The sequence below is a fragment of the Pirellulales bacterium genome (assembly GCA_019636335.1).
In the GTDB taxonomy this organism is placed as follows: domain Bacteria; phylum Planctomycetota; class Planctomycetia; order Pirellulales; family JAEUIK01; genus JAHBXR01.
This window is the reverse complement of sequence record JAHBXR010000007.1, coordinates 18694-41290: the sequence shown is the minus strand read 5'-3', so window position 1 is coordinate 41290 and position 22597 is coordinate 18694. Positions and strand designations below refer to the sequence as shown.

Genomic DNA, 22597 nt, shown 5'->3' with positions numbered 1-22597 from the left:
GAAATCACGGAGCGCGTTGCCGGACGAACTATCACAAAAGTGTCACACATTTGTGGCAGAAGTCGCACCAGCATACGAGACGATTGGCTTCATCCGCTGCACAACGACTCCAGAAGCGAATCGCCTTTTCGCGATGCGGGTTCACTATTGCTAATCCGGTAACTCCAACGATGCGGCTATGGCCTGCCCCTGCTGACCCAGTCGGTGGACGCGCACGCAATACCCGTTCTGACGCTCGATACCAAGAACAAGCATCCGATTCTCTGGATGTATTGCGACGCATTTGATTACTTCGTTGGGTTGGCTAACCGTCAGAAGCTCACTTTTCGTGGGTAGGTGCCAGAGCCGGATGCTTCCATCGATCCCAAGTGTCAGGATCGCGTTACCATCCTTAGTAATCTTGAGTTCCGAAACGCCGCTTTCGTGGCCCAACAGTCTCCACGATGGTCCGCTACTCAATAGATCCCAGACATGAATCTCGTTGGACGGACTGCCTGCAGCACACCACCTACCGTCACCGGTGACATCCACGCGAGTGATACGCCTCGGGACGGATCGCGCGATGGTCGAGGTGTTGCGTTGGCGGTAGTCTTCATATGTTCTGAGCGTCTGGCCATCGACCTCACACCAGATGGCTCCATTGGGAAGACGTCGGCTAAAGAGAATCTCATTCGGAAGACGAACCGCTAGCAACTCCCTTCCGCCTCCTGTGTCAATGACACGCGACGATTGGCCCGTGCGAATGACCAGATCGCGGCCATTGGGGGCGTACCAGAATCGCCGACCTAATGCGCCTTCGGCTGAAACGAGACGGGTAGTTACCTCGCCCGTCCTTGGGTCGCAACTGACGACGTGTCCCTCCGCATCCAGGATCGCGATCTCCTCTCGCTCCGGGTGGAAGGCGAACCACCAAGCAGGATCGTTCTGATCCGGAATAAAATGCTTCGGGCGCAATTGTTCCGACTGCCAACGCAATCGGCCCGTTCCGACGTCAAACAGGTTGAGGAATGTCGGGCATGAGCCATATTGCTGGAGACCAACCACGGCCAGCCAACGACCGCAGGGGGAGAATCCCATCGCCACGGGCCGACATGACCACTTTCGATCCGTTATCGGGCTAGCAAATGGTCGATCCCAGGCACGTATGGTGCCATCTTTTCCACCGGCAACCATCTTGTTGCCATCCTCCGACACTGCAATGGAGTGCGCACGGCCAGTGAAACCTGAATGGACTGTCTCCGAAACATGTTCGCCATGGTGAAGGGCGGCAATGTTCCAAGATCGCACCGAGCCGTCCCTATGGCAAGACACCAGCGTATTCGCAGAAGGACTGAAGTCTAGGTCTTCCACACCGCTGGGAATCGGTATCGTCGCCAGCACCGATAAATCCGTGTCGGAAAGAATGGATATCCTGTCGTCCAGACCGACCGCCACATATTTCCCCGGTCCGCCGATATAGCACATGGATGAAATGCCGACAGGAACGGCCGACAGCCCCCCCTTGCCTAGCGGGAGCGGCCTAAGTGTTTGAGAGTCAACGATGCTGGATTCAACGGGTGATCGGGCCGTCAGGAGGGACTGCTGGTCGGGCAGGTACTGGAATCGGCTGATCTCCACCGGATGGACCGCGTCCGCCTTGCGGGCCTCTTCCGACGGTACCAGCGGATGGGACGCGACAACTTCCAAAGTCTCGGGATTCACACGGTAGATGATACCGCCATCGCCACCCACCACGAACTCGTGCGAATCCCCAAGCCATTCGATATCGAAAACTCGGCCCGTGATGATGGGCTCATCGAAGAGGACACTCTCACCGCTTACTGGGACTACGACGACTCGGCCATTCTCATGTCCAATCGCCAACATCGACCCGTCCGCACAGAATTCCGCACAGTTGACTTCCGCGTCCGCGAAATTCTTCGAGAACGTGGGCCGCCAGTCGACCGGATTCCAAAGCTGAATGCGTCCGTCCTGCCCTCCGGAGGCAAGGAGCTTTCCGTCCGGCGAGAAGCGCACGACGGAGATTTCTCCGTGAGTCGTGGGGATCAATGTGCTCCCATCGTCGATCATGGATGCGAGCAGATCCCATTCGATGCCCGCAAAGACTGGAGGCGTTGCTAGTTCCTTGCACGCGCCAAGCAATTCGACCACTTTTCCCCAGTCGCCACGGTCATAGGCTCTTGCCGCATAGCGAAAAGTCGTCGCGTAGTCGTGCTGTCTCTCCATACCGGCGGCCAATGCCGCAGACGCTTGCGCAGCCGCCACGTCCCGAGCGGCGGATCGCCGTTCCTCGATCATCGCGCCGACAAGTGCTGCGACAAGAAGTGATACCACCGCCGCGAGGGTAGTCAACAACACCGCAACGGGACGGCGTCGCAATCCCAGCCATGCTCGTTCCCAGGCAGGCATGGGACGCGCGTGGATCGGTTGATGTTCGAGGTATCGCCGCAGGTCGTTCGCCAAGCTGTTAGCCGATTCATAGCGCCGTTGAGAGCGCTTTTCGAGACATTTCCCGATGATGGTCTCGATGTCGCGTGGGACACCACGGCGGAGATGATGGATCGATGGCGGGTCGTCACGTTGGATTTGAGAGCGGATTTGCTCGGGACTGTCGCCGTCGAAAGGGCGCGCACCGGTAATCAACTCATAGAAAATCACGCCGAGCGAAAAGACATCCGATGGTGCCCCTGCCTCTCGCGCCTGGCCGGACGCTTGTTCGGGCGACATGTAGCGATCGGTTCCCAGAAACGCAATGGTCGCCGTCGCTTCCGAATCCTCCGCCGCTCGGAGCGTTCGCGCCAGTCCGAAATCTGTGACAACTGGACGCCAGGATTGGCTGTTGCCGACTTCCGTCGGGCGTATGAGTATGTTGCTTGGCTTGAGATCCCGGTGGATGATCCCATGACTGTGGGCGAATGCGACCGCGCTGGAGACGTCGAGCATGATTTCCGCTGCTCGCCTCGTCGAAAGCGTATCTTGCGACCCCAGCCATTCGGCCAGTGTCGGTCCATCGATGAACTCAAAAGCGATGAACCGGACCATCTCGACCGTGCCAGCATCGTGGACACGAACGATGCCGGGATGCTCTAGCTTGGAGATCGTCACGGGCTCTTCCGTGAATCGGCGACTCGCCTCGGCATCCATAAGAACGGCAGGCCAAGCGATCTTCAGCGCGACGGTTCTCTCAAGTTTCGTGTCCGTCGCACGAAACACCGCGCCATAGGTTCCGGTCCCCAAGAGATGGTGGAGTGTAAAGCGTCCGAGCGCCTGGAAAGGTTGGTGCGGGGGACTTGCACCCAATCTCGGGCGGGATGACGAAGTCCGGTCCTCGCGAAGCTGGCTGAGCCAAAGCAAGAGCTGCACCGCATCCGCATGGCCTGGGAAACCGGCATGGTTCGCGGAGGAGGCGCTAGGCCGTTCCTCGAAAACGTCAGACGTCGAGTCATTCATCGGCCCCTACCTTCATGCGGAGCTTGTCGATGGCGCGGTCATAGGCCTTTCTCGCCGCTTCTTTGGTGAGGCCGGTCATGGCGGCAATCTGTTCGTAGCTCAGATCCTGGAAAAGCCGAAGCTCGATGATGAACTGCTCGTTGACCTTGAACTCCCGGAAGAGGCGAAACACGCGTTCCGCTTCTTCCCGCTGGTCTGCCTCAATCTCGTGGACAGCTTGGAGATTCACTCCCTTCCCTCGTGAGCGAAGCACGCTCCAAATCATTTGCTTGTGACGCTCATCCGAATGTGCTTGATGATTGCGGGCCCACTCCAGCCGTCGGCGAAACAGCACGGACCGAGCCCACTGCTTAAAGTCCGTGAAGGTGTCGCGTTCAAACTTCCCGAACTGTTCGCGTACCCGAATCAGGGTGTCCTGGACCAGATCAGAGGAACCATGGGCGGCTCCCGGCTTATTCCTTCTCCGCGACGCCAAATCTCTCCAGAGTTCGGCGGAGAGCCGCTCGACCAATCGGTCGAGCGCCTCCATCGAGCCACCGCGAGCCTCGCCGATGAGTGAGTCGTACTCGCTCGATTGTCGCTGCTGCGATCTCGAAGAGCTGCTCAATCCGGAATGGAGTGGTCGCCGTCCCATTGCTCCTCCTGCGCTACTCTGCCCCCAAATCCGTTATTCTCCGAGCCGTAGCGACGATTTTCAACAGGTACTTCGGCATCGGGCCACGCCGACTCCCGATCCGCTGCGCCGTCGGATGCCCAGCATCCTTTCGCTTGGCGGCCGATGACGCGATGCTGACCGAAGATCATTCCTGAAAACTCAAAAATTTCTGTCCGCTTTGGCAAACTCGCGCATGTATCTGGTAGCGGCTGCTTGCGCGGACGGCGCCAGCTTTTCGATTTGTATACCATTCGGAGTCGGTGATGAACTTCTGGGCAAATTCATTGGGATGGCCGCGACTAGGAGTCAGGTCATTGATCGTCACAGCATGGTTGTGCTCAGTCGGTACCGTCGTCTCGGCGGCACCTATCATAATTGAGACGACTCCTATCGGTGCCCCGGGGAATGCTGCCGATCCCTTAACCGGCTACGGGAGTGTGGGGTACGACTATCGGATAGGGATCCACGAGGTCACGAACGTTCAATACGCAGCATTCTTGAACACCGTGGGGCAGTCAAGTGCTGACGCGGCGCTGGTTTACAGTACGAGCAGCATCATTCTCAGAACGGGAGCGGACGGAAACTACGCGTATTCCGTCCAGAACGGCTGGGATAACAAACCCGCGGCGGTCAGCCTCTTTCAGGCGATGAGATTCATCAACTGGCTTGAGAACGGGCAAGGTGGACCGGAGACGATTCAGAACGGCACCTACACGCTGCTCGGGAATGACGCTGTTCCATCGAACGTCGGAAGCATCACTCGCAACTCGGACTCGATGTGGTGGTTGCCCAACGAAGATGAATGGTACAAGGCCGCCTACGGGATTCCTGGAAGTGACGCCTATTTCCTATTTCCGACATCTAGCGATTTGACGCCAGTCGCCGAGAGTCCGCCCGGCGGTACGAACTCCGCGAACTATGCCACTTTAATCGACGGAAGTTATACGGATGTCGGCGCCTATCTGGATTCGGCCAGTCCATTTGGCACCTTTGATCAGGGCGGGAATATCCAGGAATGGCTTGAGGACAGTACGAACTCCGGTCTGATGCGCGGTGGAGATACGATCGATGATGCGAGTTATCTAGCGTCAACGCGACGGTACTTCAACGTCCCGGTCAATCAGTCGGGCGGCTTTCGCGTCGCCGTAGCCAGTGTCCCAGAACCGAACTCCCTGACACTGGCTGTATTGGGCTGCACCATTACGCTTGCGATCGCCCTACGTCGTCGGAACCGCGTGGTCGTTACCGATGGGGTTCCGCATGGCGAATAAGGAGGTGTTGTCACACCGTGCTGAGCCATTTCGGAAAGTAGACACCTGCTCGCTTTCCCAGCTCCTCCGCCTTGCCGCGATAGACACTGCTCGTGCCCCATGGTCCATCTTTACGAGAGTGGTGACACGTGTCCGCAGTAAAGCCTCCGCCGAAAGGATCATCCATGGCTAAACAACCTGTTGTTGTGGCACTATCATTGATACTTGGGGTGTTCGTCGCTTCCAGTGTGACACATCCCGCGCGAGCGGATATCATTGAATTCACGAGGATCACGTACACCGGAAACGTAGTAAACAACGCCGCCGATCCGGTCCCTTCCTTAAATAATCGTGGTGAAGCAGCATTCCGTGCTTCGCTGGGAAGCTATAACAATGGCCAAGGGGTGTATCGCGGCAGCGGTGGCCCGCTTACGGTCATCCTCGACACCTCCATCGATTCAACCTTCTTCGGTGGGTTCGCCAATTACCCCTCGATCAACGATCAAGGCGTCGTTGCCTTCAATGCCCGCCGATCGGGCGTTTGGGGTATCTACAGCGGCGATGGGGGTGATCTATCGACGATTGCCCTCCCGCCCGACCCTTATGGCGCTGGCAATTACGGAGCGCCTGGCATCGCCGAGGACGGCACCGTCGTTTTCGCCGCCTCCACCGCGATGAGCAGCGGCATCTACTCGAGTCCAACGTTCACGGCAAACTCGATCTTGTCATCCGCGCCGGAGGGCGCCATTCAGGGGATATCCGTCAGCGGGAATGGGCGAGTGGCATTCCTGACTAGCGGCATGTCTGACTTCGCCCAGGGCGCTCATGTGACTGGGCCTGAGGGCGCCGGCCCCGTGACTTCCATCTCTGAGTTGGATAGCTTGTTCTACGGTTACGACAGCATCGCTGTGAACAACGATGGCTTGGTCGCTCTTGTCGGATCGATCTCCTTCTTCGACGAGGGCGTTTACTTGGGGAATGGCTTTGATTTCCAAACGGTTGTCGATCGAAGCGGGCCATTCGATGGTTTTGGAAGTGTCTCCATCAACAACCAAGGCAAGATTGCATTCTTCGCCAGCTTGGACGATTCCGGTCCGTCAGGCATATTCCTTGGTCCCGACCCTTTCGCCGACAAGGTGATCCAGACGGGAGATCTCCTGGATGGATCAGTGGTCACGCGAATCTCCTTCGGCAGCCAAGCCTTCAACGACTCGGGGGACGTGGCGTTCTATGCGCTCCTTGCAGACGGTCGGCGCGGCATCTACGTCGCTACCGCTGTCCCTGAACCAAGCACCATCGTGCTTGGCTGCGTCGGCCTCATGGCCATTGGAGCCGCTGAAGTCTACCGACGCCGTCGCGAGAATGGACTTTGATTGACGAATGCGACCCTTCAAGCTATCTCTTGGGCCTGCCAACCACTTCGTATCTAGATGTGAAGAATCGCGATCCGTACTTTTCCAGGGCTTTTGAATCGCTCGAGCCGCTGATCCGTGAGCCTGCCCGCCGAGAGCAGATCGCTTCGGCGATCAGCAAAGCCGCGCGGAGGATTTTCGGGGAGTCTCTTTCTCCGAGTTCGACCGTCTTTGACTTCGGAGTCAAGGTCGAGCGGCTTGAGCGCCTCCTTGAACGCGATGGGCTGAGTCGAAACGAATGGCTGCGTCTCTTCGATCGGCATTTTCAGCTGTTGATGTCCCGACCCGAACGAATCGCCGCGAACATTGACGTGCTGACGGACTTCTTCGAGTCCCAGGGAATCCAGAGAGAACGATTGATTACATGTGCCCTGCGCAATCCCGCCATTTTTACGCAGCGGCCCGCTACGTTGATCCACAATTTGACGAGTGTGGTGGAACGCTTCGCTGGCGAGGGCTTGGATTTACCCAGCTATCTTCAAGCCGTCGTCACTTCGCCGCTACTTATCAGCCAATCCCCAACAACCGTTATTGGAAATGTGGAAGTAGTCGTGTCGCGATTTGCTGCGGACGGACTAACCCTCCCGGCCTATCTTCGAGCGGCTTGTCGGCAACCGGGACTCATGTCGAGCCAGCCGAAGACGGTCATCTCCCACATTGAGGAAGTCGTAGAGCATTTTCGGCCCCATGGACTAACCTTCTCCAAGTACCTGACTGCCGGGCTCAAGCGACCACAAATTTGGATTCATCGCACGCAAACATTGACCCAAAATATCGAAGAAGTGGCGAAATCCTTCGAGACGGATGCACTCACCATGTCGGACTATCTGCATGCCGTGCTTCGCCAGCCTGTACTCTTCACGCAGAGGCCGGATCGCGTCATTGCCAATTTCACTGGTGTCGTCGAGAGGTTTCAAGAAGCGGGATTGACCCGTGCTGACTATCTCAAGAGCGCGCTTTCGCTCCCCGCACTCTTCTCATCGAAACCGAGCACGATCATTAGGCATGTCGAGACCATGGCCGATATGGTATCGGAAGACATTCTCGATCTTCCAGCCCCCAAAAACGGTCCCGATACACCCGTCGCGCGTGTTCTTGCGATCTGCCGAGAGTCGGCGTCTCTCTTCGTCTTGTCGGACGAGAGCATTGAGCTTCGCGCTCGACTCGCCCGTACCGGTCGAGCTCCCCGGTCGGCGGCACTGCTCAAGTGGCCCCGTCATGCCGTGCAGGCGGCACTCGATGCCCTGGAAAAAGAAGAAGGGCCTGATGGCGTACCACCAAACCCTTCCTTCCGCTCATAGAACGTGAATTAGGTCGTCGAGCACTGGCTCGCGGTGTCCGCACCGCTTCCAGCATTCATTGCTTCGACCAGTCCAGCGGCTCCGAAAACAATCGCTACACCGATGCCGACGATGATCGCCATACCCCAGGATACTTTCCCGAGTAGCGCGCCGATACCGATGATGGTGATCGCTATGGTTGCCAGGCCTTTGCCAGTATTACCAGTGAACCACTGCACCACGGTGCAAAGCACCCGGCCCATCGGAGTATCGGTGGCAAATGCCAAATCAGGAATCATGACGACTACTGCGGCGAGTAGCATCATCAGGCAAGCCTGCCAAGCAGCAGACAAACCTTGGGTTGAAGTCATTGTTGTCATAGAATTTCCTTCACTTTAATGTTGAACATAGCAACGCCAGAACACATCAATCACGCCCCTGCGCCACTCCTCCGACCAGAACTCAAGGCTGGTACGGATAAGGTCAGTATAGCGCAATCGGCCGTGCGCCTGAAGCAGAGTTGTGTGACACTTCAATGACACTGATCGCCAATTACGTTAAACGATTGAAAACCAAACTGATTCGGGCAACACCATTCCAAGCGCTTGTCCGGTGCCTGTCGTGACCGGCGGAATGTAGACAGGCACTTCCGACGTCGGTCATCCCATTGAACTTGCACAGGATCTGAGGTTTTCTGTCCGCTCTTGCGGATCGAGCTAGATGGCCACTGCCGGATTGTCGATGGCCGGGTATGGACTAATGCGGCAACGCCGCTCTAAGGCTCGATCCTGATCTCATCGATGACGATTGCCCCGGCCGGGGCACGAAGCGAACTCGCACGGTCGGCTTCACGTACCCACGGCACGCGATGCCGCAGCAGTGACTGGAAAAGCTGGACGTTCGGCCGGACCTCGGTGGCGAGGTTCGTGCCGGCGATCCGCACGGTGCTGCCACCAAACTGCAAGGTGATCCCTTCCGACGGATCGAAGACCGCCTTACTCAGATAGGCATAGCTCAGAGCCGTCACGCCCCCATCCTTCATCCGCAACTCCAACATCAAGGCCCGTTCCCGCACGCCGCGCAGTATGCTGAACGCGCCAAGGTCATCCAGCGCATCCGGGTCTTCGCTTACCGACGGCTTGCGCGCAGGCTCGGGGACGCGGTTCACATAACGTTCGATGACACTACCGCTCATGGACTAGCTCCCTATGCTCGCGGGTACGCTCCTCGGTCCGCACATGCTCTGCTGAACGCTCGGGCGCACGGATGGCGGGGGGAAGCCCGCCGTGAAGTAACTCCGTGGCCGTCAGCCTTTCGTCGCTACGCGACACGGCTTCCAGCAATTCCTGTTTGCTCCCGGTATAGAAGGCGACCTGCTGCCGCGCCCGTGAGGCGCTGACGTAAAACTGCTCGCGGCTGGAGGCCGGAAGGCTCTCGAAACCCTGTCCGACGAAGACGCGATCGACTGTCTTTCCCTGGCTGGCGAAGGACGTGACGGTATAGCCATAGTCCAGATGGCCAAAATCCTTCGTTACCGTCCAGCCATTATCCAGGACGATGTTGCCCGACTCGTCAAAGCCCCCGACTTCGTAGATCGAGCCATTATTCAGCCGGTGCTTGCCGTCCTGCAAAACACCGGCCAATACACAGGCGACGTACCCTTCGCGCGCGGTAAGGTCACCGCGTTGCTACCGCTCGACGGTGGCGTGACCCTCGCGGAGATTGACTGGGACAAGCCCGACCTACCCCCACGGGTGAACGTCAAGAACCTCTCGACCATCAAACAAATCCAGCTCGGCGAGTAACCTCCCTGCCGCCTCGCTGTTGTTGCCGACGCATCCTGCCTCGGCTTGCCTCCCCAAGAGCATCCCAATGCGACACACCGCGCCCGCATCCAGCGGTCGGATGTTTGCCATCACGGCACACATCCGGATCGCCTGGGAAGGATGATGGAGGAGCATCCAGCTCCGCAGTCAGTTTGCTGACTCCTGCACAGTCAAAAAAGCTCAAGTGGAGCACAGACATCTTCCCTAAGCGGTGCTTAGGTGTCTTTTTCACCGTGAAAATCAATGCCAGCCATCATGCAGGCTGTCTGGCATGTCAGCTTGCAGGACATCTTGCTTGCAATCTGTCAGGCAGGCAGGCCAGCATGAAAACATTCTCTCAAGCATGCCATCAATCATGAATGTCAGGTTGCTTGCCAGCAAGCAGGACAGCAATCAAGCAGGACATCCTTATTGCAGGATTGCAGGACGGCATGTCGGCTTGCCAGCCGGCCATCATGAAATACTGCTTGCATGTCATCCTGCAAACGTGCTATGCGTTGTCGCATGATTATCGCCATCGCAAATTCCAAAGGCGGCGTCGGCAAATCGACGGTCGCCGTACACCTCGCTGCTTGGCTGCAACGCCAGGGCCACCGCGTCACGCTGGCTGATTGCGACACACAGCAATCCTCATCGCAATGGATCAGGGAAGCGGCCCCCGGAGTTAAAGCCATTTGTCTCAAGGACCCAGATACGATCATCAGCGAACTTCCGCTATTGAGGCAGGAGACGGACTACATCGTTGCGGACGGGCCGGGAAGCCTGGCCGAAATGAGTAGGGCGCTTTTGCTTGTCGCCGACAAGGCCATTGTGCCATGCAAGGCAAGCATGCTCGAAGTTCGCGCCCTGGATGCCGCGACCAAGGTACTTCGCCAGTCTCAGCAGATTCGTAATGGCCATCCAAAAGCCGTTATCGTTCTCAGCATGGTCGGCAAACACTATCGGCTGACGCAAGACATGCGCGAAGCGGCAGCACTCCTGAAACTGCCGATCGCGAACACCTCGATGACTCTCCGCCAGATTTACGCGGACGCCCCAGGCCAAGCCGCCGTCGTTTGGGATCTTGGATCACGTGCCAAGGAAGCGGCGGAGGAGGTGGATCGTCTCTTTAGAGAACTCATGCCCGAAGCCGTATCGGAATCGGCTACCAAACTCCGCGCCCAGCGCCGGACCGCGCTGGCCACATAGGAGCGGGCCATGAAGGAACGTCGTCCTCTCAGCGTCGGTATCGATACTCCAGCCCCACCGGTCGACCTCGACACGGCCAGGAAGTTCATACGGGGAGAAGAGATCGTCACCGAAGGCGGGGAGGGAGGTCTCTCGAAAAGCCCGAAGCAGGACGCTTCACCGGCACAGAACCTCGGCCGCGTGCCGATCAGCACACGCATTCGCGGCGACTTAGCCGCCGCTTTGAAGCGTTGCTCACTGGAACGCCAGCTCAAGGGAATAGAGCCGAACACGCTGCAGGACATCCTGGAGCAAGCCATTGAGCCGTGGCTCAAGGACAACGGCTACATCAAGTGAATTATTCCGAGGGAGAGGGGAGGGCCGGCATTCCGATGGAAGTTAGCTCCGGCTGCCGCGTGGAATCCTTCAGATGGTAGGACTTCACGAACGCGAGGCGATCCCCGTTGAACATGAACCGAATATTCACGAAGAAGACGCCGTCACTAGGGCTGCGATAGAGGAACTCCTTTTCGAGCAGCTCCCGCACGCCGCGCTGATAGGTGCGGTCACTCATGCCGTGATCCTTCGCAACGTATTGATTCAGCTTGATCTCATCAGAGCCCGGGTTCTCGCGCATTTGGTGATAGACCAATTCGAAAACCTGTATGCCGGTCTTCGACAAGCCCGCCGCTTGCTTGATCCCATCCAGGAACAGCTTGACGAATCGCGTGCTATCAACTTCTTCGTCCCACCAGAAGCCCATGCCACCGATCCCCTTAATCTCGCCGGTGCTGTTGTCGACGATCATCGAGGCCTTGCCGCCTGGCACATGGAAGCGTTTGTTCCTTGTGGGCATTCCGTTGGTCGAAGGGATGCTGGGATTGGTCCGGTAGACAGGGAAACCACGTTTGGTTGTCAATTGATTGGCTGGTTGTTCAACAATCTGGCGCTCTTCCGTCATTTTGTACCTCTGATTTTGTCACTTAACAGTCAGCACATTGGCACACGACCGACAAACGCGCAAGTCATTTCTGTCGGACAACCGTCCCGAATTGACGCATGACCGTCAAAAGTTGTCGTTTGCGATCCCGACAATTCAACGGCTTAACCCGTTTTCCTTTCTTGTAATTAAAAACCCCCTCCCACTTTCCCGACGCCGGCGCGCGACCCACCACGCAGTCGACGGCGGAGGGGATTCATTCTGCTTTTCAAGACCCCCGCTCAGCGGTTGTCCAACGAAGGAGAACTGTTGATCGATCAGCCAACCATTTGATTGATCGAGACAAAGCCGCCCTTACTTCGTGTGCGGCATGCTGAAGCAAGAATTGGCATTCAGGAAGATGTCGTGAACCTTCTCGCGCTAGACGCGGTCAAAATCGCATTTGGAGGCCCGCCAGAGAAAGAAGTGATAGGGTTGGTACCTTGCACAGCCTCCTCGCTCCAGAACACGATTCTCGGCGATCGGTGGCGGGAGGCATCACCGCGACCTACCGAACTGCGGATTTGTCATCGGCAGGTTTGCGACCGAAAGCGGACATCCGTATACTGTCTCCGGGCCGACATTAGGGGGGCTGTCTTTCTGGGGCCGGGCAGGTGCGCTCATTTGGGCACATCGAGCTTGGCAGGTCGCATCAGCGACCATTCCTGCAGGCTGGCTACTCTGGCTGGCTATAGCATAAGCTCATGCCGTCGAAGACCTTGCGGTCCGTTGACATTCGCGGGCGTGACTGATATCCGAGGAGAGTCGAATCGAGGAAATCCGTGGCCGCCCCCATGAACGAACCAGTCATCACCTGCCCCAACTGCAAGACGGAAGTCAAGCTGACAGAGTCGCTTGCCGCTCCGCTCCTGGAGTCGATCCGTACCCAGTATGAGGAAAAGCTGACGCAGAAGGACGCCGACATCGCCCGCCGGGAGGCGAGCCTTCGCGCGGAGCAGGCAAATCTCGCCAAGGCCAGGGAGTCGATCGACGAGGAAGTGGCCAAGAAGCTCGCCGAAGAGCGGCAGGCCATTGCCGACGAAGAGGCGAAGAAGGCCCGCCGACTTCTGTCTGCCGACCTGGAGAAACAGACCAAAGAGCTTGCCGAGCTGCAGGAGGTATTGGCCGATCGCGATGCCAAGCTCGCCGAAGCGCAAAAGGCCCAGGCCGACCTCATCCGCAAGCAACGCGAGCTTGATGATGCCAAACGCGAAATGGACCTCACCATCGAGAAGAAGGTCCAGGAATCCCTTACCGCTGTTCGCGACAAGGCAAAGCTCGAAGCCGAAGAGGGGCTCAAGCTGCGGGTTGCCGAGAAGGAAGAACAGATTGCCGGCATGCAGCGGCAGATCGAGGAGCTGAAGCGCAAGGCCGAACAAGGCTCCCAGCAATTGCAGGGTGAAGTGCTGGAACTGGAACTTGAAGGGCTGATCCGCAGCACGTTTCCACAAGACTCCGTCGAACCGGTTCCCAAGGGCGAACATGGTGGCGATGTCATTCAGCGAGTCATGGGACCGGCAGGCATTTGCGGGACCATTCTTTGGGAATCGAAACGCACCAAGAACTGGAGCGACGGCTGGCTGGCCAAGCTCCGTGACGACCAGCGAGCTGCGAAAGCAGATGTCGCGCTGATTGTCTCGCAAACCCTTCCCAAAGACGTCGAGACCTTCAACCTGATCGACGGCGTATGGGTCACGGGCCATCGCTGCGCGATCCCGGTTGCCATCGCGCTACGTCATTCTCTGATCGAGCTGGCCACCGCCCGGCAGGCCGGTGAAGGCCAGCAGTCGAAGATGGAACTGGTCTATCAATACCTTACCGGCCCACGGTTCCGTCACCGCGTGCATGCCATTGTCGAGAAGTTTGGCGATATGCATGAAGACCTTCAGCGCGAACGCAAGACCATGACCAAACTATGGGCCAAGCGAGAAGAACAAATCCGCTGTGTCGTTGAAGCGACGGCGGGCATGTACGGAGACCTGCAAGGTATAGCTGGTAAAACGTTGCAGGAAATCGAGGGACTTGACCTCAAATTACTACCGGACGTCCAGGAGGACGACTCGACCGAGTCCAGCGGATGACAGACTACCACGCCAAGCTGTTTGCCCATGACCTCACCAAGCGATGCGCTTCCGACAATGTCGAAAAGCTCACCGCCGTGCTGTCGGACGCGCAGGTAGACCTCAATCCGCACCAGATCGAAGCCGCACTCTTCGCCTTCCGCAATCCGCTCTCCAAGGGAGCAATCCTCGCTGATGAAGTAGGCCTCGGCAAAACGATTGAAGCCGGACTGTTGATCGCCCAGAAATGGGCGGAGTCAGGTCGGCGGATTCTCGTCATCGCCCCGGCCAACCTCCGCAAGCAATGGGCACAGGAACTCGCCGACAAGTTCTTCCTACCGTCGGCCATCCTGGAGGCCCGAACCTTCAACGAATGTGTCCGCTCCGGCAACCTCAACCCGTTCGAGCAGGATGCGGTCATCATCTGTTCGTATCAGTTCTGCCGGAAGATGGAGCCCTATATCCGCCAGACGAAGTGGGACTTGATCGTGATCGACGAAGCGCATCGGCTGCGCAACGTCTATAAGCCCAACAACAAGATCGCCAACGCCATCAAGCAGGCCATCGCGCCCTACCGCAAGGTGCTGCTCACCGCCACGCCACTTCAGAACACCCTGTTGGAACTGTACGGACTGGTTTCGATCATTGATGACTATGCATTTGGCGACTTCAAGACGTACCGGGCCAAGTTCACCCGGCTCGGCGACAATGCCGACTTCACGGACCTGAAAGAGCGGCTTGCGACCGTCTGTAAGCGGACGCTTCGCCGCCAGGTGCTCGAATACATCAAGTACACCAACCGCCATGCACTGGTGCAGGAATTTGTACCCAGCGATGACGAGCAGAAGCTCTATGACCTGGTGTCATCTTATTTACAGCAGCCAACACTCTACGCACTGCCCGCCAGCCAGCGCTCGCTCATGACGCTGATTCTGCGCAAGCTGCTTGCATCCTCGACCTATGCCATTTCCGACACGTTAAGCGGACTTGCCCAGAAACTGGAAATAGCGGCAGCGAAGGCAACCGCCGTCGATGCGCCGCCGGAACAGGTGGCCCAGGACCTGGAGGATTTCGACGAACTGGCCGACGAATGGGAACCCGACGAAGCGGAAGAGGCAGAAGATGGCAAACCCACCTATTCGCCGGAGCAGTTAGCGGATTTGCGACAGGAAACTGCGAAGCTGCGCGAGTTCCATGAACTGGCCAAGTCCATCGCCCGAAACTCGAAAGGGGAGGTACTTCTCACCGCCCTGCGGCGCGGCTTCGATGCCGCCGCACAATCGCCCGGCGTGGACGGTAATACCGCCGTCCAGCAGAAGGCATTGATCTTCACCGAATCCCGCCGCACGCAAGAGTACCTCTACCGCATCCTGGAGCAAACCGAGTTCGCTGGCCGGGTCATGCTCTTCAATGGAACCAACAGCGACAAGGCTTCCAAAGACATCTACCGCCGGTGGCTCGAAAAGCATCAGGGCACTGACCGCGTCTCCGGATCGCCTGCCGCCGACATGCGCGCGGCACTCGTGGACTATTTCCGGGACGAAGCCGCCATCATGATCGCAACGGAAGCGGCTGCCGAGGGAATCAATCTTCAGTTTTGCAACCTCGTGGTCAACTACGACCTCCCCTGGAACCCCCAACGGATTGAGCAGCGGATCGGCCGCTGCCATCGCTATGGGCAGAAACGCGACGTGGTCGTCGTCAACTTCCTCAACAAGAACAACGCCGCCGACCAGCGCGTCTACCAACTCCTCGACGAGAAGTTCCGCCTGTTCGACGGCGTATTCGGAGCCAGTGACGAAGTGCTGGGGGCCGTGGAATCCGGCGTCGACTTCGAGAAGCGCATTGCCTCCATCTATCAGCGATGCCGCACGCCGGAGCAGATTCAGCAGGAGTTTGACGAACTGCAACGCGAATTGGATGAAGAGATCGCCGCCGGCCAAAGAGATGCGCGCGAGAAGCTCCTGGACAATTTCGATCAGGAAGTCATCGAGAAAGTCCGCATCGAAAGCAGTGGTCTGCTCGACCGGTTCAATGCCCAGCTATGGGCCGTCACGAAACACCTTCTTGCCGATGCCGCACGCTTTGAGGAGGAAGGCTACAGCTTTCAGCTCACGCGAAACCCTTTTCCGGGCGAGACGATCCATCCAGGGCCATACCGGATCGGCAAGCATATCGAGGATGCCAATACCTACCGGGTCGGCCATCCGCTGGCGCAGCGGCTGCTTGAACAGGCAAAATCGCTGGCCACCCCAGTCGCAGAGCTGACCTTCAACTATTCCGGTGCGCGCAAGAATATCGCTGTCCTGAACGGCCTCGTCGGAAAGTCCGGCTGGCTGAGCGCCGTGCGGCTGACGATCACATCGCTCGATTCGGAAGAGATCATCCTGCTTGTCGGCACTGATGACACCGGCAATACGCTTGATGCTAACCAGTGCCGCAGGCTCTTTGACCTGCCAGCAAGCTCCGGCCATTCTGTCGACCTGTCGCCCAACGTTCGGAAATCGCTCGACGACGCCACTGAATTCGGGCAAAGTCGTGCCTTGGGGGACATATCCGCCCGCAACGCCCACTGGTTCGACCTTGAAATGGAAAAGCTCGACCGCTGGGCCGAAGACCTGAAGGACGGCATCGAGCGCGAGATCAAGGAACTCGAAACCGAGATCAAGGTTGCCAAACGCGAGGCCAGGCAAGCGGCAAGCCTGGAGCAGAAGGTCGCGCAGCAGCGGCAGGTAAAGGACATGGAGCGAAAGCTGAAAGACAAGCGCAAGCAACGGGACGAGGCCCAGGACGAGATCGAGAACCGCAAGGACAACCTCATCGAGGAAATTGAGGCGAAACTCGCCCAGGACGTGAAGCGCACGGAGCTATTCGCGGTTCGTTGGAGGCTCGCCTGACATGCTAGCACTCGCCCCAGACTTCCCATTTTGGCACGGCATGGTCCGCAAACCGGCACGACCCCGCCCGACGCCTGGCGTATCGCCAACCGCTTGGTTTGGCGGAATAAACCGCATTTTCCCAGGGATTGGCGGCGGTCACGTCTCCGATTCGGGCTCATTTCCTCTTGATTGTGCCCACTTTCTCCGATATTCTTCTAGTAACACACCTGCCTCGCCTCTCCCGCTCGTCGGTGATGCGCATCCTGGGCAGGTTTTTTTATGCGCTGGCAGCGGCTTCTCTCCGCCAGCCCCGGAGGTCTCTCCATGAGCAGTGGACCTCCTGCCAAGGTGCCCTACGCCAAACCCTGGCTTTCAGTCGCCGATCAGGTCTCCAAGCTGGAGGCTCGCGGCCTACAGGTCGATGACCGCCCGGATGCTGAGTCATTCCTGCGGCACGTCAATTACTACCGTTTCGCGGGCTATTGCCTTGCCTTCGAGCAACCGAGGCATTCCTTCCCCAAGGGCGTGACCTTCGAGCAGGTGAAATTCGCCTACACGTTCGACGGCCAGCTTAGGGATCTGTTCACCGAAGCGCTCGAACTCATCGAGATCGACCTCTGCACCTCCGTCGCCCATTCCTTCGGACGGAAATACGGCGCGTTCGGCCATACGCTCGCCGCACACTTTCATAATCGCTTCGACTTCAACACCACTCACGCGACCTGGCTCAGTAAGCTCCACGAAGAGACGAAGCGATCGCGTGAGCTTTTCGTCAACCACTTCCGCCGCAAGTACGCGGAGTACCCGAACCTGCCTATCTGGGCCGCCACCGAGGTAATGTCCTTCGGCGGACTCTCTCGGATGGTCGCGGCGCTGCATAAGCACGATCGGCAGGCCATTGCCCAGGAGTACGGCGTCTCCGCGAAGGTGCTCTCCAGCGTGACGCACCACTTCGCCTATGTACGAAACCTCTGTGCCCACCATGCGCGACTTTGGGATCGAATCTGGTCGATCAAACCCGAGTTGCCCCGCGAGGCCGACTGGTCACGGCCGAATATTGTCAGTAATGAACGGCTCTATACGACACTGCTTCTCATGCGAAAGCTGCTCCTGAGAAGCGCCCAAATACGTCCCGACGCTGATGCGTGGCGCGACCGGGTCAACACTCTCCTATCGAGCCCGCCGGCAGCACGGAATGCGGCCGTGCTGATGGGGCTCCCAAACAATTGGACACAGCATCCCGTGTGGTTGTAGTCAGGAAGGCATGATGGCCAAGAAGACGAAGCTAGAACTGACCTGGATTGGCAAGGACGACTGCCCACGCCTAGAGCCTCGCGTGTTGCTTGAGGACCCGTCTAAGTCGTATCACGCCGCCGTGCGCGTGACCGATAATGACAGCTTCGATAATCGGTTGATCTACGGCGATAACTTGCTGGCCCTGAAAGCGCTGGAGCATGATTTCACGGGAAAGATACGCTGTATCTTCATTGATCCCCCGTACAACACCGGAGCTGCTTTTGAGCACTATGACGACGGCGTTGAGCATTCGTTGTGGCTATCACTAATGCGGCAACGACTCGATCTGCTTCACCGGCTGCTGACGCCTGACGGCTCATTGTGGGTCACTATCGATGACGTGGAATGCCACTACTTGAAGGTATTGTGTGACGAAGTGTTTGGCCGCAGTAACTTCGTCCTCTCAGTCGCTTGGGAGAAAGATCAGGGTCGACGTAATGACACCGACTTCTCTAGCGCACACGATCATATTCTCGTTTATGCGAAGGAGAGAGATACTTGGAGGCGAAAGCGTAACTTGCTTCCCCGGACTGATGCTCTAAATGCTCGATACAAGAACCCGGATAATGACCCAAGAGGCCCCTGGCTTCAAGGCGATAACGGGACCGCCAAGAGCGGATCGGAAAAGCTCAGGTTTCCCATTACTTTGCCTTCAGGAAGGCAAGTTCTGCCCCCTCAAGGAAACTATTGGAGATTCTCACCGGAGTCCTTTGAGATCGCACGTAAGGACAATCGCGTATGGTTTGGTCGAAACGGCGATAGTCTCCCAGTAATCAAGCGATATCTGACTGATGTCCAGGAAGGTGTTGTGCCTCGAAGTTGGTGGCCGGCGGACGAGGCTGGATCAAATCAATCTGCAAAGCGTGACCATCTAAGGAAGCTCCTGCCAGACATCGAACCGTTCGCCACGCCAAAGCCAGAGCAATTGCTGCATAGAATCCTAACAATCTCAACAGACCCCGGTGATTTAGTCCTCGATTCCTTTGCCGGCTCGGGTACTACGGGTGCAGTCGCCCACAAGATGGGCCGCAACTGGATCATGGTTGAACTCGGCGAGCACTGCCATACGCACATAATGCCTCGCCTCAAGAAAGTGATCGATGGCGAAGACCCAGGTGGTGTGAGTGAAACGCTCGGGTGGAAGGGCGGCGGTGGTTACCGCTACTACACGCTCGCGCCGTCGTTACTTCAGCAAGATCAGTTCGGCAACTGGATCATCAACAAGCAGTACAACGCGCCAATGCTTGCCCAGGCCGTCTGCAAGATCGAGGGCTTTACCTACGCCCCGAGTGATAGCGTCTATTGGCAGCACGGGCACTCGACCGAGAGCGACTTCATCTACGTCACAACCCAGACATTGACCCGCCAGCAAATCGAGGCGCTTGCCGAAGATGTTGGCCCCAAACGCTCGCTGGTCATCTACTGCCATGCATTCCGCGTTAAGAACGTCGCGGAGTTCCCGAACCTGACCCTCAAGAAGATTCCGAAGACCGTCCTCACCAAATGCGAGTGGGGTAAGGACGACTACAGCCTGGAGATCAAGGAGTTGAAGCCCGCCGAGCCCGAACCAAGTTCCGATCCGCCGTCTCCAAGACGCCGCCGCAGAGGATCATCCGATCAACCGACATTGTTCGCGCTGGAAGGAGAAAAGTCATGAGCCTTCAGCACGTCAATGCCGTCGCCAATCGATTAAGCCTACGTCCACCGCAGCGTGAGTCGCTCCAGATTCTGGATCGCCTTTGCGAAATCGTCGATTTCCAGAAGTCGACCGACCTCGCAGCCGCCCTTGAGGTCATCAAGTCCGAATACCCCTCTATCCAGGACTTCGAGCGCGAGTTCCCCTCCCTGTGCTTCGCCCTGGCTACCGGCGTCGGCAAGACGCGCCTGATGGGAGCCTTCATTGCCTACCTCTTCCGCGCAGAGGGAATCCGCCATTACTTCGTCCTCGCGCCGAACCTGACCATCTACAACAAGCTGATTGCCGACTTCACGCCGAACACGCCCAAATACGTGTTCCAAGGCATCAGCGAGTTTGCAATTGATCCGCCCGAGATCATCACCGGCGACAACTACGAAAGCGGCCGGGGTGTTCGTGGCGGCAGACTCTTCGACGACAACGTTCACATCAACATCTTCAACATCTCAAAGATAAACTCCGAAGTGCGCGGCGGCGCTGCGCCCAGGATCAAGCGGTTAAGCGAGTATGTCGGCGAAAGCTACTTCGACTACCTCTCCAAGCTCGACGACCTGGTCCTCCTGATGGACGAGTCCCACCGCTACCGGGCCTCGGCCGGGGTGAAGGCCATCAATGAACTCAAGCCTATCCTTGGCCTGGAACTGACGGCCACGCCGCAGATCATGCAGGGTCAGCGCGCGATTCCCTTCAAGAACGTGATCTACAGCTATCCGCTCTCCAAAGCATTGGACGACGGATTCGTCAAAGCGCCCTGTGTGGCCACACGCGAGAACTTCAATGCCAGCAACTACGACCGCGACGGACTGGAGCGGCTCAAACTCGAAGACGGCATCCACATCCACGAAGAGACCAAGGTCCAGCTCGAAGTCTTCGCCCGCGAGCATGATGTCAAACGGGTCAAGCCCTTCATGCTGGTAGTTGCTGAGGATACGACGCACGCGAGCAAGCTCCGCGCGATTGTCGAGGCAGACGATTTCTTCGCCGGCCAGTACCGGGGCAAAGTCGCCGAAGTCCACTCGAATCAACGCGGCGAGGAACGGGATGAGAACGTTCAGAAGTTGCTTGCCGTCGAGAATCCAGAAGATGCCACCGAGATCGTGATCCACGTTGACCAGCTCAAGGAAGGCTGGGACGTTACCAACCTCTACACGATAGTGCCCCTGCGGGCCTTCAATTCCCGAACGCTGATCGAGCAGGCGATCGGTCGCGGCCTCCGTTTACCCTACGGCAAGCGTGTTGGGGTTCCTGCCGTTGATCGATTGACCATCGTCGCACACGACAAGTTCCAGGACATCATCGACGAAGCCAATCGCGGCGACTCTATCCTCAAGATGGGCCTGGTGGTGATCGGCAAGGACATCCCGGACAAGCACTCGAAGGCCGTCGAGATTCCGACGAACTTGGAGCAGCGGTTGATCGGCACTCCGTCGCAGGACGGGCAGCCGGAGCCCAAGCAAAAGCCGCTGTTCAATACCGAGCCTGAACGCAAGGCGGCAAAAGCCGCGCTCGACGCCATCCAACACTTCGAGCGACTTCACAGCTCCCGCGACCTGAAGTCCAAGGAAGTGCAGGAGCAGATTGCAAGCCGGGTTGCCGAAGCCATCCGGCCAGCCCAACAGGCCCTGCCGACGATGGAGGAAGAAGTTGACGTCAAGCAGGTCGTGGCACAAGTCACTTCGCAGTTCATCGAGATGTCGATCGATATTCCCAAGATCGTGGTCGTCCCCTCAGACGATGCCACGTACGGATTCCGCGACTTCGACCTCGACTGCAAGAACATCCGGCTGCAGCCGGTATCCAAGGACATCCTCATTCAGAACCTCCAGAACAACGAGCGGTACAAGCTCCAGGACTCTTCGGGAGCCGCCACCGAACAGCGCTATGAGGACTATCTGATTCGCGGGCTGATTGACTTTGACGATATCAGCTACGACGAACATGCCGAGTTGCTCTACAAGATCGCCGGGCAGATGGTCGCGCATCTCCGCTCGTACCTCGCAGATGACGACGAAGTCCTAAACGTGCTGGTCTGCCATAACCGCCAGCTCGTCGATGCGATCTATGCCCAGATGCAGCAGCATTACTTCGAGACAGCCACTTCCTACGAGGTCAAGATCACCAAGGGCTTCCGCACCCTGCACTCGACCAACGTGCTCGCGGCAGCGGACGAGGACATCCGCCCGTTTCGTCAGCCTGTTGAGGACCGCAAATATATTCGCGGAATGGTCTTCGGCGGCTTCGCCAAGTGCCTTTACCCCTCGCAGAAGTTCGACTCGGATTCGGAACGCCGATTTGCCGTCATTCTTGAAAACGACGATGCTGCATTGAAATGGTTCAAGCCGGGGCGCGGCATCTTCGCCATCCACTACCGGTCAGGCATTGAGGAAAGCGACTACGAGCCCGACTTTGTAGTCGAGACAAAGAACGGCAAGTATCTCTGTGAACCGAAACAGAAAGACATGCTGGGCGACCCCGTCGTCATTGCCAAGGCCGAGGCGGCATCCGAATGGTGCCGCAACGCCTCCCAGGTAACCGGCACGCCCTGGACGTATCTACTCATTCCGCATGACGCGATTGATGAGTCAAAGACACTCGCAGGATTGGCAGCGACGTATGAGTATCAGTCACAGGAGCGAATGGCATGAGT

The 22597-nt window shown here is 57.8% G+C and carries 18 protein-coding genes; 11 read left to right on the top strand and 7 right to left on the bottom strand.

The features are described from left to right. Positions 1 to 150: 150 nt before the first annotated feature. From KF708_08940 to KF708_08930, 3 genes are all read right to left on the bottom strand, one after another. Complete coding sequence (locus KF708_08940) at positions 151 to 3450, bottom strand: protein kinase (GenBank protein MBX3412801.1); 3300 nt, start codon at positions 3448 to 3450, stop codon at positions 151 to 153. Beyond that, a complete protein-coding gene (locus tag KF708_08935) occupies positions 3443 to 3979 on the bottom strand; it encodes a sigma-70 family RNA polymerase sigma factor (protein ID MBX3412800.1) in 537 nt (178 codons plus the stop codon). The genes KF708_08940 and KF708_08935 overlap by 8 nt, the downstream gene beginning before the upstream one ends. 74 nt (positions 3980 to 4053) lie before the next feature. Beyond that, on the bottom strand, positions 4054 to 4356 hold the full coding sequence (locus KF708_08930; GenBank protein MBX3412799.1) for a hypothetical protein: 303 nt from the start codon (positions 4354 to 4356) through the stop codon (positions 4054 to 4056). A gap of 186 nt (positions 4357 to 4542) precedes the next feature. On the opposite strand from KF708_08930, the gene KF708_08925 reads away from it, so the two are divergent. The 3 genes from KF708_08925 to KF708_08915 all read left to right on the top strand — a co-directional run bounded on the left by KF708_08925 (position 4543) and on the right by KF708_08915 (position 8068). Further along, a complete protein-coding gene (locus tag KF708_08925; protein MBX3412798.1) occupies positions 4543 to 5376 on the top strand; it encodes an SUMF1/EgtB/PvdO family nonheme iron enzyme in 834 nt (277 codons plus the stop codon). A 164-nt stretch (positions 5377 to 5540) separates the two neighbouring features. Then, positions 5541 to 6728 carry a PEP-CTERM sorting domain-containing protein gene (locus KF708_08920; protein MBX3412797.1) on the top strand — a complete coding sequence of 396 codons (1188 nt, stop codon included), beginning with the start codon at positions 5541 to 5543 and terminating at the stop codon, positions 6726 to 6728. Next, positions 6725 to 8068: a hypothetical protein gene (locus KF708_08915; protein MBX3412796.1), complete on the top strand. Its 1344-nt coding sequence runs from the start codon at positions 6725 to 6727 to the stop codon at positions 8066 to 8068. Before KF708_08920 ends, KF708_08915 begins: the two co-directional genes overlap by 4 nt. An 8-nt stretch (positions 8069 to 8076) precedes the next feature. On the opposite strand, the gene KF708_08910 is transcribed toward KF708_08915, so the two are convergent. From KF708_08910 to KF708_08900, 3 genes are all read right to left on the bottom strand, one after another. Beyond that, positions 8077 to 8427, bottom strand: coding sequence for a TrbC/VirB2 family protein (locus tag KF708_08910; protein ID MBX3412795.1), 351 nt, complete (start codon positions 8425 to 8427; stop codon positions 8077 to 8079). Between the two features lie 395 nt (positions 8428 to 8822). Beyond that, the gene (locus tag KF708_08905) at positions 8823 to 9242 is read right to left on the bottom strand and encodes a hypothetical protein (GenBank protein MBX3412794.1); all 420 of its coding nucleotides are present in this window, start codon (positions 9240 to 9242) and stop codon (positions 8823 to 8825) included. Continuing rightward, complete coding sequence (locus tag KF708_08900) at positions 9232 to 9678, bottom strand: hypothetical protein (protein MBX3412793.1); 447 nt, start codon at positions 9676 to 9678, stop codon at positions 9232 to 9234. The genes KF708_08905 and KF708_08900 overlap by 11 nt, the downstream gene beginning before the upstream one ends. On the opposite strand from KF708_08900, the gene KF708_08895 reads away from it, so the two are divergent. The 3 genes from KF708_08895 to KF708_08885 all read left to right on the top strand — a co-directional run bounded on the left by KF708_08895 (position 9661) and on the right by KF708_08885 (position 11397). Further along, positions 9661 to 9852, top strand: a complete 192-nt coding sequence (locus KF708_08895) for a hypothetical protein (GenBank protein ID MBX3412792.1) — start codon at positions 9661 to 9663, stop codon at positions 9850 to 9852. The genes KF708_08900 and KF708_08895 overlap by 18 nt on opposite strands. 525 nt (positions 9853 to 10377) lie before the next feature. Beyond that, positions 10378 to 11061 carry an AAA family ATPase gene (locus tag KF708_08890; protein MBX3412791.1) on the top strand — a complete coding sequence of 228 codons (684 nt, stop codon included), beginning with the start codon at positions 10378 to 10380 and terminating at the stop codon, positions 11059 to 11061. Positions 11062 to 11070: 9 nt separating this feature from the next. Continuing rightward, entirely contained in the window at positions 11071 to 11397 is a 327-nt protein-coding gene (locus KF708_08885) for a hypothetical protein (protein MBX3412790.1), read from the top strand. Position 11398: 1 nt separating this feature from the next. Here KF708_08885 and KF708_08880 read toward each other — a convergent pair whose 3' ends face one another. Next, complete coding sequence (locus tag KF708_08880; GenBank protein ID MBX3412789.1) at positions 11399 to 12001, bottom strand: hypothetical protein; 603 nt, start codon at positions 11999 to 12001, stop codon at positions 11399 to 11401. A gap of 800 nt (positions 12002 to 12801) precedes the next feature. Here KF708_08880 and KF708_08875 point away from each other — a divergent pair. From KF708_08875 to KF708_08855, 5 genes are all read left to right on the top strand, one after another. Beyond that, the gene (locus KF708_08875; GenBank protein MBX3412788.1) at positions 12802 to 14100 is read left to right on the top strand and encodes a DUF2130 domain-containing protein; all 1299 of its coding nucleotides are present in this window, start codon (positions 12802 to 12804) and stop codon (positions 14098 to 14100) included. Then, the gene (locus tag KF708_08870) at positions 14097 to 16976 is read left to right on the top strand and encodes a DEAD/DEAH box helicase family protein (protein MBX3412787.1); all 2880 of its coding nucleotides are present in this window, start codon (positions 14097 to 14099) and stop codon (positions 16974 to 16976) included. Before KF708_08875 ends, KF708_08870 begins: the two co-directional genes overlap by 4 nt. A 306-nt stretch (positions 16977 to 17282) precedes the next feature. Next, a complete protein-coding gene (locus tag KF708_08865; protein MBX3412786.1) occupies positions 17283 to 18212 on the top strand; it encodes an Abi family protein in 930 nt (309 codons plus the stop codon). 10 nt (positions 18213 to 18222) lie between these two features. Beyond that, positions 18223 to 19911, top strand: coding sequence for a site-specific DNA-methyltransferase (locus KF708_08860; protein MBX3412785.1), 1689 nt, complete (start codon positions 18223 to 18225; stop codon positions 19909 to 19911). Continuing rightward, the gene (locus KF708_08855; protein MBX3412784.1) at positions 19908 to 22595 is read left to right on the top strand and encodes a DEAD/DEAH box helicase family protein; all 2688 of its coding nucleotides are present in this window, start codon (positions 19908 to 19910) and stop codon (positions 22593 to 22595) included. The genes KF708_08860 and KF708_08855 overlap by 4 nt, the downstream gene beginning before the upstream one ends. Positions 22596 to 22597: the final 2 nt, after the last annotated feature.

Coding starts and splice junctions, on each gene's coding strand:
- KF708_08940 (MBX3412801.1), bottom strand. CDS start 3,450: ATGAATGACTCGACGTCTGACGTTTTCGAGGAACGGCCTAGCGCCTCC.
- KF708_08935 (MBX3412800.1), bottom strand. CDS start 3,979: ATGGAGGCGCTCGACCGATTGGTCGAGCGGCTCTCCGCCGAACTCTGG.
- KF708_08930 (MBX3412799.1), bottom strand. CDS start 4,356: ATGGTATACAAATCGAAAAGCTGGCGCCGTCCGCGCAAGCAGCCGCTA.
- KF708_08920 (MBX3412797.1), top strand. CDS start 5,541: ATGGCTAAACAACCTGTTGTTGTGGCACTATCATTGATACTTGGGGTG.
- KF708_08910 (MBX3412795.1), bottom strand. CDS start 8,427: ATGACAACAATGACTTCAACCCAAGGTTTGTCTGCTGCTTGGCAGGCT.
- KF708_08905 (MBX3412794.1), bottom strand. CDS start 9,242: ATGAGCGGTAGTGTCATCGAACGTTATGTGAACCGCGTCCCCGAGCCT.
- KF708_08890 (MBX3412791.1), top strand. CDS start 10,378: ATGATTATCGCCATCGCAAATTCCAAAGGCGGCGTCGGCAAATCGACG.
- KF708_08885 (MBX3412790.1), top strand. CDS start 11,071: ATGAAGGAACGTCGTCCTCTCAGCGTCGGTATCGATACTCCAGCCCCA.
- KF708_08880 (MBX3412789.1), bottom strand. CDS start 12,001: ATGACGGAAGAGCGCCAGATTGTTGAACAACCAGCCAATCAATTGACA.
- KF708_08870 (MBX3412787.1), top strand. CDS start 14,097: ATGACAGACTACCACGCCAAGCTGTTTGCCCATGACCTCACCAAGCGA.
- KF708_08865 (MBX3412786.1), top strand. CDS start 17,283: ATGAGCAGTGGACCTCCTGCCAAGGTGCCCTACGCCAAACCCTGGCTT.
- KF708_08860 (MBX3412785.1), top strand. CDS start 18,223: ATGATGGCCAAGAAGACGAAGCTAGAACTGACCTGGATTGGCAAGGAC.
- KF708_08855 (MBX3412784.1), top strand. CDS start 19,908: ATGAGCCTTCAGCACGTCAATGCCGTCGCCAATCGATTAAGCCTACGT.